Origin of the sequence: Litoreibacter halocynthiae (genome assembly GCF_004365635.1) — a bacterium.
Taxonomy (GTDB): domain Bacteria; phylum Pseudomonadota; class Alphaproteobacteria; order Rhodobacterales; family Rhodobacteraceae; genus Litoreibacter; species Litoreibacter halocynthiae.
Genome location: NZ_SOBH01000002.1, coordinates 827,320 through 837,380 on the forward strand (window position 1 = coordinate 827,320; position 10,061 = coordinate 837,380).

Genomic DNA, 10,061 nt, shown 5'->3' on the forward strand with positions numbered 1-10,061 from the left:
CAAACGGTGCATCTGGAACGGCGATAGAAGTCACAATTCCCTCTTTGATTTTTATTTAAAACTCTTCTGAATCGAGAACCGACCCTTCCCTTGATCGCCGGATTCACAATTTTAATGCTAGCACATCAATAAGGTTACTAGTATGCTAGATCGAGAATTCAGGATGCGTTCAAGAATCGAATTTAAGCCAAAGCTCAGAAATAGGTCAGCACTTTTCGAAACGCTGCGCATCGCAGGGAGGGATAATGTCAGGGGTTCAACTTAACGAAAATGTTAAGGCGTATGGTGCCGTTAAGATCGTTCATAGGGCCGATCTTGCAGTGGATGAAGAAGAATTCGTCGTTCTTGAAGGTCCGCTGAAATATGGAAAATCGACCACGCTGCGCACAATCGCTGGTTTCGAAAAAGCTCACACGGAACCCCTCCGAGATTGAGCGCCTACAGGTAAGAACACGGTTCAAGGCGAACTTTTCCAAAGCCATCCGACACCTGATCGCGCCGCAGCTTCAAGGTTGTCGAGCCACAGAATTTCAATAGCGGCAAACAGCCGACCAAGTAACACCACGGAAAGGATTCCATATGAAACTCGCAGGCAAAACGGCTATCATCACGGGTGGCGGGCGCGATATAGGGCGGGCTTGTGCCATCCGACTGGCAGAAGAAGGTGCCAACGTCGCCATCAACTACTTCTCGAGCAGTGAAGGTGCGGATAATGCCGTCGCTGAAATCTCGGCGGCTGGTGGCAGGGCCTTTGCGCTTCAAGGCGATCTGAACACACAAGAAGGGGTAGATACGCTCGTCGAAAAAGTCGTGGCAGATTTCGGTGGTGTCGACGTTCTGGTCAACAACACCGGTGGCCTGATTGCTCGTAAGACGATTGCCGAAATGTCGCTGGAACACTGGAACAAAGTCTTGGACCTGAACCTGACCAGCACGTTCTTGATGATAAAGGCGTGCTTGCCGCATCTGAAGTCCGGCGCGATCGTGAACCTCGCAAGTCAGGCCGGCCGCGACGGGGGAGGCCCCGGATCGGTGGCGTATGCTGCGTCCAAGGGGGCGGTGATGACAATGACCCGCGGTTTGGCCAAAGAGCTGGGCCCCGATATCCGCGTCAACGCGATTTGCCCCGGCATGATCGACACGGACTTCCACAACATCTTCACCAAACCAGAAGTGCGCAAAATCGTAGAAAACGCAGCACCGATGAAGCGCCAAGGCCTGCCCGTAGATATTGCCAACCTCGTGTTGTTCCTCGCCTGCGAAGATAGCGCGTTCATCACTGGGGCGAATGTCGACATCAATGGCGGCATGTTGTTCAGCTAACTTTGACAGCCTAGAGTGAACCAAACGCTATCCGGCCCATTGCCAAGACAAGGCAGTGGGCCATCCAGGTTTAGTGAGAAAGATGATCTTACCTTTGCCGAGTGCGAGGTGTTGAAAGTGAGGAGCATTGCCGAGATGAGTGCATTTCCAATCGTCGAAACCGAAGCAAACGTCACGCGGCAAGTCATGGCGGACCATCCTGATCTGATGGTGGTCACTTTCGCCTTCGGCAAAGAGGGAGCGGCAGCATCGCTGCACAACCACCCGCATGTGCAATCCACCTATGTTGCTGAGGGCCGGTTTCGCTTCGCCATCGACGACGAAACCTTTGAAGTCGGGCCCGGGGATAGTTTTGTCATTCCATCCGGCGCTGTACACGGATGTGTTTGCCTAGAGCCTGGAACGCTTGTGGACTGCTTCACGCCTCGCCGAGACGACTTTTTGTAACCTCACGAGACAAGGTCATATCTAATGACGACACCTAGACCAACGCACCAAATCCTCAAAAAATTCGACAGGTTTCTGTCGATTGGAGAGTGCATGGTCGAAATGGCTCCCGCCGAACTGGCAGGCGACTTTCACATGGGCTTTGCTGGGGACACCTTCAACACGGCGTGGTATTTGCGCACCCTTCGCCCCGACATCGCGACCCGCTATTTCAGTCGTGTCGGGGCCGATGCGGTGTCGCAGTCCATGTTGGACATGATGTCCAGTGCTGGTGTCGACACGACATTTATCAAGCAAGACCCGAAGCGATCCGTCGGGCTATACCTCATCTCGCTCAAAAACGGAGAACGGAGTTTTTCCTACTGGCGCGACCAGTCGGCAGCCCGGACGCTCGCGGACGATACGGCACTGCTGGCCAATGCAATGCAGGAGGCCAATCTGATTTACTTCTCCGGCATCACTCTCGCGATCCTCGATGCTCAGGGTCGCAAAACCTTGTTGAACGCATTGGAAACCGCCCACGCCAATGGAAAGACCATCGCGTTCGATTCGAACCTGCGTCCCCGTCTTTGGAATAGCATCAGTGAGATGACGGCAACCGTCATGCAAGCCGCAGCGGTAAGCGATATCATCCTGCCATCCTACGACGACGAGGCCGATTTTTTCGGAGACGCGAACATCGACGCGACTGGCACCCGCTATTTGAACGCAGGTGCGAAAACGATCGTGATCAAGAACGGTGCAGGTGCGATCCATTATATCCACGACGGCATCAGCCACCATATTGAGCCGCCATCGATCAGTAATATCATTGATACGACTTCAGCAGGCGACAGCTTCAATGCAGGGTTCTTTGCTGCGTTGGATCATGCCACGTCCATAGAAGACAAAATTCTATTTGCGTCTAAAATTGCCGGTCAGGTCATCGGCCGCAGGGGTGCTTTGGTTCCTATCGATCCCAAACAGATCGCAAGCTAAAGGGACGCCTCTAGGAGCTGTCTCGAATATGCGTGCGTTGCATCCATTGCCCGCAGCGCGACGACGTCCAGAATTTCTACGATTTCGCCATCTTTCATGACCGCCAGACGATCGCACATATGTCCAACCACGGACAGATCATGAGACACCATCAAGTAGGTCAGCCCACGATCGTTCCGAAGGTCGGCAAGCAAGTTTAATATCTCTGCCTGAACAGACACGTCCAACGCTGACGTCGGTTCATCCAACAAAAGCAGTTCCGGCTCAGGTGCCAATGCACGGGCAATCGCCACTCGCTGACGCTGGCCACCAGACAATTGGTGGGGATACCGGAACCGGAATTTTTGCCCCAACCCTACATCGTCCAGCAACTTCACGACTCGCGCATCAATGTCTTTGAACCCATGAAGATGCAGTGTTTCACCGAGCACCTGATCGACAGAGTGGCGCGGATGGAGTGATGCATAGGGGTCTTGGAACACCATTTGCACGGTTTTGAAAAACTCCTTGGGCCGCTTCTTCCCGATTGGCTTTCCGCCGAGCGTCATGGTCCCGGACCAGTTTGGGGCCAAGCCCGTTATCGCACGCAGAATAGTCGACTTCCCCGAACCGCTTTCACCCACCAATCCAAAGCTTTCGCCCTGACCCACATCGAACGTAGCACCTTTCACAGCATCCACGCGGTCCCGGTTTTTGCCAAACCATACGTTCAGCCCAGCCACTTCAAGCATATTCATTCGCTGCCACTCACACTTGGTGCCTCCGACCATTGCGGGTCGCGTTCTAGCACTTCGAGCCTTTCGCGCGGCGCGTCCAGTCGTGGAAGTGAATTCAACAGACCGCGGGTATAGGGGTGCTTGGCTTCGTGCAGCTTGTCGGCATCACACACCTCCACGATCCGCCCAGAATACATGATCAAAACCCTGTCGCAGAAATCGGCAACCAAGTTCAGGTCATGGCTGATAAAAATCAGCCCCATGCCCCGTTCTTTGACCAGCTTATCCATAATATCGAGCACCTGCCGCTGCACCGATACGTCGAGTGCCGAAGTCGGCTCATCCGCGATAAGGATCTCGGGGTTCGGGATCAGCATCATCGCAATCATGATGCGTTGTCCCATGCCACCTGACATTTCGTGCGGATAGGCACGCATCACGCGCTCGGCGTCACGGATCGACACTGCTTCAAGCATTTCAAGCGACTTGTTGTAAGCGTCGGCCTTCGACGCCGAGTTATGAAGCCGATACGCCTCGATAATCTGGTCCCCGATGGTCATCACCGGATTGAGCGAAAATTTGGGGTCCTGCATCACCATGCTGATGCGTTGTCCGCGCACCGCACGCATGTCCTTTTCGGACAGCTTCATCAGGTCCTGCCCCTCAAGGCTGATCTGATCCGCTTCCACAATTCCCGGCGACCGGATCAGCCTAAGGATCGCGCGGCCCGTCATCGACTTGCCTGAGCCGCTTTCGCCGACGATCCCCAGTCGCTCTCGACCAAGGGTGAAAGACACACCACGGACAGCATCGAACACACCATTTCGGGTCGGAAACCGCACCCAAAGGTTTTGGACATCCAGTAGAGTGCTCATCATTCACCTGCCTTTGGATCAAGGACATCGCGCAAACCGTCACCCAACAGATTGAAAGCCAGCGACACTGTGAAGATCGCGAGGCCGGGCATGGTTGCGACCCACCAGTAATCCAAGATGAACCGCCGTCCTTCGGAAATCATAGCGCCCCATTCCGGGCTAGGCGGTTGCGCACCTAGACCAAGGAAGCCAAGACCCGCCGCAGCAAGGATGATCCCCGCCATGTCGAGCGTCACCCGAACAATGAGTGACGAGATACAGAGCGGCCAGATATGTTTGGTGATGATCCTGAGCGGTCCTGCACCTTGTAACTTGATGGCGCTGATGAAGTCGGAGGAACGGATCGTCAGTGTTTCTGCCCGTGCAATGCGAGCGTAAGGGGGCCATGCGGTCAGCGAAATCGCCAACACAGCGTTCTCGATCCCTGCACCAAGGGCCGCGACGAAAGCCAACGCAAGAACCAGCCGTGGGAATGCCAGAAAGATGTCGGTGATGCGCATCAGAACCGTGTCGGTCCAACCGCCGACATAGCCCGACACTGTCCCCACAAGAAGACCCGCAATAGGTGCGATCAATGCAACCAGTGCAACGATATAAAGCGTGATACGCGCGCCGTAGATAAGCCTCGACAGGATATCGCGTCCAAGGCTGTCAGTGCCAAATATATGGCCATCTGTGCCCAGTGGAGCGAGCCTGTTACCGAGATCCTGCACAAAGGGATCATGCGGGGAAAGCAATGGTGCCGCGGCTGCAATGAAAACAAGCAACACCAGAATGCCCAACCCGATCATCGCCATGGTGTTGGACCGGAAGGACAACCACCCCTGATACAGGGCAGATATCTTTGCGTGGCGACGCGAGGTCGGTGTCTCGGCTAAAAGCCATTCGCGCATTGTTTGTGTCTCGGCCATTATTTAGCCCTCGGATCAAAGACCTTATAGAGCAGGTCCGACAGAATATTGAGCAGGATAAAAATCAGACCCACGACCACAGTTCCGCCCAAGACGGCATTCATGTCAGCACTGAGCAGCGCCGTTGTGATGTAGCTACCGATGCCTGGCCAACTGAAGATGATCTCGGTCAACACCGACCCTTCAAGCAGGTTGGCGTAACTGAGTGCGATCACAGTAATCAGCTGCACGCGGATATTCTTGAACGCATGCTTCCACACCACATCCCATTCCGACATGCCTTTGACGCGGGCCGTCGTGATGTATTCGGCGCTCAGCTGCTCCAGCATGAACGACCGTGTCATCCGGCTCACATAAGCAAGCGAGTAGTAGCCCAGCAACGACGCAGGCAGGATGATGTGACTGAAGGCATCCTTGAACACATCCCAATTGCCGTCCAGTAAACTGTCCACCAAAATCAGGCCAGTTACACTTGGCACCACATCGACATAGAAGATACCCACACGGCCCGGCCCACCGACCCAGCCGAGGATGCCGTAAAACACAAGCAAGCCCATCAGACCCAGCCAGAAAATTGGCATGGAATACCCGACCAGCGCCACGACACGCGCGATCTGATCGATCCATGATCCTTTGCGCACGGCGGCCAGAACACCCAGCGGCACGCCCAATACGACGCCAAAAATGATGCCGATCGTGGCCAGTTCAAGCGTGGCGGGAAAGACGCGCGCAATGTCCTCGGACACAGGCCGCGCGTTCAAGAGGGAGGTGCCAAAATCCAGGTGCAGCACGTCCCAAAGATAATAGAAAAATTGAACCATCAGCGGTTTGTCGAGCCCCAGCTGAAGGTAAACGGTGTCATATGTTTCCTGTGAAGCGCGTTCCCCAACTATGGCAAGCACAGGATCAATCGGCATAACGCGGCCGATAACGAAAGTGATGAACAGCAAGCCCAAGAGCGTGACCGCAATTGATCCGAGCGTCAGCATCGTTGTCCGAAGAAACGGCCAAACCTGATCTGTCAGAGGCGCCCGTGTGGGGCGCCTCTGGTTGTTGTCCTCAGTGAGGGCCATTTACTTCGTGACCTGCCAGTAAGCTGCAGATGTCACAGCCTGACCTGTGGACCAGTTCATGACGTTGTCACGCAGAGCAGATTGCTCGATTTGCTGGAACATCATCACGAAGGGCGAGATCTCGCGGAACTCTTTTTGGATATCCAGATACATCTGAACCCGCTTCTCACGGTCACCTTCGGTTACTGCGGCATCAACCTTTTCGGTCAGACCACCAGCATCCCAACCCGTGCGCCAAGCCAACAAGCCAGTCGCATTGGCTGCGTCAGAGTTGTCTGGGTTATAGGCAAACGTACCTGCGTTGGTCTGTGGGTCAGGATAGTCTGGCCCCCAAGCGCCCAGATAAACGTCCAGCTCGCGGGCACGGTAGCGAGCAAGGATTTGCTTCGCAGTACCCACGGTGATGTTCACCTTAATGCCAGCTTGTGCAGCCGCGTTCTGGAAGGATTGACCGATCTCGATACGCTCTTGCGCCTCGCGAACGCCAATCTCGACCTCTAGGTTTTCAACACCGGCAGCAGCCAAAAGCTCTTTTGCCTTTTCAATATTGTAGGAGAACGGGTTTTCTTCCGAAGCACCAAGGTAGGTCGCAGGCAGGAAGTTCTGGTGGATCGTATATTGCCCCTTCAGGAAGCTGTCGCGCATGCCCTCATAGTCGATCAGATATTTGAAAGCCTGACGGACCTCTGGCTTGGACAGCACAGGATGCTTCTGGTTCAGAGCTAAGTACATCAAACGGCCTTTCAGCTCGTCCTCGATCTTGACGCCGTCCGTGCTGGAAGCGCCTGCAACGTCTTCCGGATTCAGGTTGCGGGCAATGTCGATATCGCCGCGCTCCAACAGGAGACGCTGCGAGGCGCTTTCCGTCACGTGACGAACGATAACGCGCTCCATGGTCGGCGCGCCGCCATAGTAGTCTGGGTTAGAAGACAACGTAACGCTTTCGTTTGGCTTCCATCCGTCCAGTTTGTAAGGGCCGGAGCCTGCGGAGTTGGTTTTGAGCCACGTGTTGCCCATATCGCCATCGACCTCATTGGCCATGACAACTTCTTTGTCCACGATCCCGCCGATGGTAGCGGTCAAGCAGTTCAGCACGAAGGACGTGGCGTATTTCTTATCTGTCGTGATCATCAGCTTGTTGCCGTCGGCTTTGATGGTCTCGGCGGCGTTTTCAGGCGTAAAGCCGAACTGCGTCAGGATAAATGCAGGCGTTTTATTCAAGATCACCGCGCGTTGCAGCGAGAATGCCGCGTCTTCGGCGCGTACAGGGTTGCCCGAATGAAACTTCACACCTTCACGCATGGTGAATGTGATTGTCTTGCCATCTTCCGAGACTTCCCAGCTTTCTGCGAGGTCAGGCTGGTAGCCCGCGGCCAGATCCATCGGGTCAAGATTGACCAGACGGTTGTAAACATTGCGGCTGATGTCAGATCCGGCAAATTCAAAGCTTTCTGCCGGGTCTACCGTGGTCACGTCGTCAATCCGGTTGGCGATAACCAACATGTTCGCTGGCGTTTCGGCAATTGCCGAGAACGATGTCACACCTACGGCTAGGCCGATTGCGGCGCTCGTCAGTAGTTTGTTTAAAGCATTCATTTCTAGAACCTCTCCTGTTCCGTTTCACTGAAATCTTTCTGGCCGTAAGGGGTTATGCCCCCCATGTTTTTTCCAGCACGCGCAACCAGTTTTCGTGGCAAAGTTTGGCTATCAACGTTTCGTCATAGCCGTGTTTCGCCATCGCGTGCCGTAGTTTTGGCAATCCTGCACAAGAAGTGAGCTCTTCTGGCACAACCGCCCCATCGTAGTCCGAGCCGAGTCCGACACGGTCTTCGCCCAGATGCTCGATCAAATGATCAAGATGTCTAAGCATTTGCTCCAGTGGCACATCCGCCAGCATGCGTCCGTCATCCCGCAGGAAGGCCACCGCAAAATTCAGCCCCACCATGCCATCGCTTTCACGGATCGCCGCCAGCTGCTTGTCAGTCAAATTACGACTATGCGGGCAGATCGCGTGGGCGTTGGAGTGGGTTGCGACAAGCGGTTTCGACGAATGCCGCGCCACGTCCCAGAAGCCTGCTTCATTAAGGTGTGACAAGTCTACCATTATTCCTAACTCGTCACAGCGCTTCACCAACCGCAAACCGTGATCGGTTAAGCCCGAACCAATATCGGGTGTACTAGGATAGCGGAAGGGAACGCCGTGACCAAAGATCGTGGAACGACTCCAAACCGGCCCCAGCGAGCGCAACCCGGCTTGGTACAATACTTCGAGCGTGTTCAACTCAGCGTCGATGGCTTCCGCACCTTCGATGTGAAAAATCGCTGCTAACTTGCCGCTGCCCAGCGTAGCCCGGAGATCGGCGGCAGATTTGCAAACCTTTAACGCCCCGCGCTTTTCCAGATCAAAGAGAATGGCAGCCTGAGACATCACAACGGGAAACGCGTCTTCCCAATCAATCGGATCCGGAAGCGGAAGGTCGTAGGCAGGCTTCGCCATTTCCTCGAACTTAAACTCAAGATCGACCGGGGACGGAACATAGACTGCGAAAAAGCCGCCGCCAAATCCACCTATCTTGGCGGATGGCATGTCGATAGCACCTTCCCGTCCAGTCGCGAAGCTATCGGAAGCAGATACCCCACCCGCACGATAAAGCTTCAGAAGAACATCGTTGTGGCCATCAAAGACCAACGGCGAAGTTTCTTTGCTCACAATTCCCATCCCCCCAAGAATACACTTCATCTTATGCCAGCAATTCTCATGGACCACATCTAATGACATGATATTAATTCATAGCTCAATGAGGCTTTCGCAGAGGACAAAATGGCGACAAAGACTTGGCATAGCCTGCCAGAGTATCAGGCATTGCGCGCATTAATGGAGAGCGGCACGACGTCTAAGGCCGCTATTCGACTGGGCTTGTCGCAGTCTGCGATCAGCCGCTCGATTGCCAGTTTAGAGGCGCGCACAGGGCGGATGTTGTTCGAGCGCGAGGGCGGCCGGTTACGCCCGACAGACGAAGCCACGCGATTGAACCGTCGGCTCGATCAGCTGTTTCTAGCACTGGATCGAATTGACGGCCCTCCCGATGCAACTCCGGAAACTCTGCGGATAGTCGCTCCCCCGACCTACGCACATCGGTTTCTGGTCCATCAAGTGGCAACTTTTCTTAAAACAAATCCTCAGTTTTTTATCAGCCTCGAGGTGGCTTCCTCGGAAGATGTCATTCGCGGCATCCTTGACGAAAGGTTCGACCTTGGCTTCACGGGTGTTGAACTGTCGCGTGATGGCGTGAAACTTTCGCTGTTCCGAACGTCCAGCGCCGTTTGCGTCATGGCCAGCGATCATCCACTTTCCGAGCATAGCACAATTCGTCCAGAGGACTTAGACGGCCAGCCGCTCATCGCATTGACCCACCGCCATGCTCGAAGGGCCCAGTTGGACAAAGTGCTGCATAGCGCACGAAGCACCCCTCGCTTGGTCGCGGAAGTGTCGACGTCAATCGCAGCTGTCGACCTCGCAAAAGAAGGTCTTGGCCTCACCATCGTCAACCCGTTCCCTATTGTTCAGTACCGCTCGGACGATGTGGTATTCAGGCCATTTGCCTCCCAGATTGCGTATCGCAGCTATTTTGTCACGCCGGATCACAGGCCAATGTCACGCGTCGCCCGCGCTTTTATCCGTCACCTGAGATTGCACACGCCAAAGGATGTGTTTTCCGAGAAAGCCTGAACCCGAAT

At 54.7% G+C, this 10,061-nt stretch carries 11 protein-coding genes; 5 read left to right on the top strand and 6 right to left on the bottom strand.

Going from position 1 to position 10,061, the window contains the following annotated elements; translation table 11 throughout:
* Positions 1-245: 245 nt before the first annotated feature.
* From BDE40_RS11455 to BDE40_RS11470, 4 genes are all read left to right on the top strand, one after another.
* Positions 246-434, top strand: a complete 189-nt coding sequence (locus tag BDE40_RS11455; RefSeq protein ID WP_134014649.1) for a hypothetical protein — start codon at positions 246-248, stop codon at positions 432-434.
* Positions 435-579: 145 nt separating this feature from the next.
* Positions 580-1,323 (top strand): SDR family NAD(P)-dependent oxidoreductase, encoded by a 744-nt coding sequence (locus BDE40_RS11460; protein WP_134014650.1) that lies wholly within the window; start codon positions 580-582, stop codon positions 1,321-1,323.
* Between the two features lie 135 nt (positions 1,324-1,458).
* Entirely contained in the window at positions 1,459-1,770 is a 312-nt protein-coding gene (locus BDE40_RS11465; RefSeq protein ID WP_134014651.1) for a cupin domain-containing protein, read from the top strand.
* 24 nt (positions 1,771-1,794) lie between these two features.
* The gene (locus tag BDE40_RS11470) at positions 1,795-2,748 is read left to right on the top strand and encodes a sugar kinase (protein ID WP_134014652.1); all 954 of its coding nucleotides are present in this window, start codon (positions 1,795-1,797) and stop codon (positions 2,746-2,748) included.
* Here the strand turns inward: BDE40_RS11470 and BDE40_RS11475 are convergent.
* From BDE40_RS11475 to BDE40_RS11500, 6 genes are read right to left on the bottom strand one after another with little or no spacing between them, the layout of a single operon-like run.
* Positions 2,745-3,485 (bottom strand): ABC transporter ATP-binding protein, encoded by a 741-nt coding sequence (locus BDE40_RS11475; RefSeq protein ID WP_134014653.1) that lies wholly within the window; start codon positions 3,483-3,485, stop codon positions 2,745-2,747. The two genes, BDE40_RS11470 and BDE40_RS11475, sit on opposite strands and share 4 nt — an antisense overlap.
* Positions 3,482-4,339 carry an ABC transporter ATP-binding protein gene (locus BDE40_RS11480; protein WP_134014750.1) on the bottom strand — a complete coding sequence of 286 codons (858 nt, stop codon included), beginning with the start codon at positions 4,337-4,339 and terminating at the stop codon, positions 3,482-3,484. Before BDE40_RS11480 ends, BDE40_RS11475 begins: the two co-directional genes overlap by 4 nt.
* Positions 4,339-5,250 (bottom strand): ABC transporter permease, encoded by a 912-nt coding sequence (locus BDE40_RS11485; protein ID WP_073141866.1) that lies wholly within the window; start codon positions 5,248-5,250, stop codon positions 4,339-4,341. Before BDE40_RS11485 ends, BDE40_RS11480 begins: the two co-directional genes overlap by 1 nt.
* Positions 5,250-6,323, bottom strand: coding sequence for an ABC transporter permease (locus BDE40_RS11490; protein WP_121027272.1), 1,074 nt, complete (start codon positions 6,321-6,323; stop codon positions 5,250-5,252). The genes BDE40_RS11485 and BDE40_RS11490 overlap by 1 nt, the downstream gene beginning before the upstream one ends.
* The gene (locus BDE40_RS11495; protein ID WP_134014655.1) at positions 6,324-7,919 is read right to left on the bottom strand and encodes an ABC transporter substrate-binding protein; all 1,596 of its coding nucleotides are present in this window, start codon (positions 7,917-7,919) and stop codon (positions 6,324-6,326) included.
* 52 nt (positions 7,920-7,971) lie between these two features.
* Positions 7,972-9,042 carry a dipeptidase gene (locus tag BDE40_RS11500; protein WP_134014656.1) on the bottom strand — a complete coding sequence of 357 codons (1,071 nt, stop codon included), beginning with the start codon at positions 9,040-9,042 and terminating at the stop codon, positions 7,972-7,974.
* A 102-nt stretch (positions 9,043-9,144) separates the two neighbouring features.
* On the opposite strand from BDE40_RS11500, the gene BDE40_RS11505 reads away from it, so the two are divergent.
* The gene (locus tag BDE40_RS11505) at positions 9,145-10,053 is read left to right on the top strand and encodes a LysR substrate-binding domain-containing protein (RefSeq protein WP_134014657.1); all 909 of its coding nucleotides are present in this window, start codon (positions 9,145-9,147) and stop codon (positions 10,051-10,053) included.
* The last annotated feature ends 8 nt before the right edge of the window (positions 10,054-10,061 follow it).

Excerpts from the sequence above, each read along its gene's own strand:
- BDE40_RS11455 (WP_134014649.1), top strand. The coding sequence starts at position 246 with ATGTCAGGGGTTCAACTTAACGAAAATGTTAAGGCGTATGGTGCCGTT.
- BDE40_RS11460 (WP_134014650.1), top strand. The coding sequence starts at position 580 with ATGAAACTCGCAGGCAAAACGGCTATCATCACGGGTGGCGGGCGCGAT.
- BDE40_RS11465 (WP_134014651.1), top strand. The coding sequence starts at position 1,459 with ATGAGTGCATTTCCAATCGTCGAAACCGAAGCAAACGTCACGCGGCAA.
- BDE40_RS11470 (WP_134014652.1), top strand. The coding sequence starts at position 1,795 with ATGACGACACCTAGACCAACGCACCAAATCCTCAAAAAATTCGACAGG.
- BDE40_RS11475 (WP_134014653.1), bottom strand. The coding sequence starts at position 3,485 with ATGAATATGCTTGAAGTGGCTGGGCTGAACGTATGGTTTGGCAAAAAC.
- BDE40_RS11480 (WP_134014750.1), bottom strand. The coding sequence starts at position 4,339 with ATGAGCACTCTACTGGATGTCCAAAACCTTTGGGTGCGGTTTCCGACC.
- BDE40_RS11485 (WP_073141866.1), bottom strand. The coding sequence starts at position 5,250 with ATGGCCGAGACACAAACAATGCGCGAATGGCTTTTAGCCGAGACACCG.
- BDE40_RS11490 (WP_121027272.1), bottom strand. The coding sequence starts at position 6,323 with ATGGCCCTCACTGAGGACAACAACCAGAGGCGCCCCACACGGGCGCCT.
- BDE40_RS11495 (WP_134014655.1), bottom strand. The coding sequence starts at position 7,919 with ATGAATGCTTTAAACAAACTACTGACGAGCGCCGCAATCGGCCTAGCC.
- BDE40_RS11500 (WP_134014656.1), bottom strand. The coding sequence starts at position 9,042 with ATGGGAATTGTGAGCAAAGAAACTTCGCCGTTGGTCTTTGATGGCCAC.
- BDE40_RS11505 (WP_134014657.1), top strand. The coding sequence starts at position 9,145 with ATGGCGACAAAGACTTGGCATAGCCTGCCAGAGTATCAGGCATTGCGC.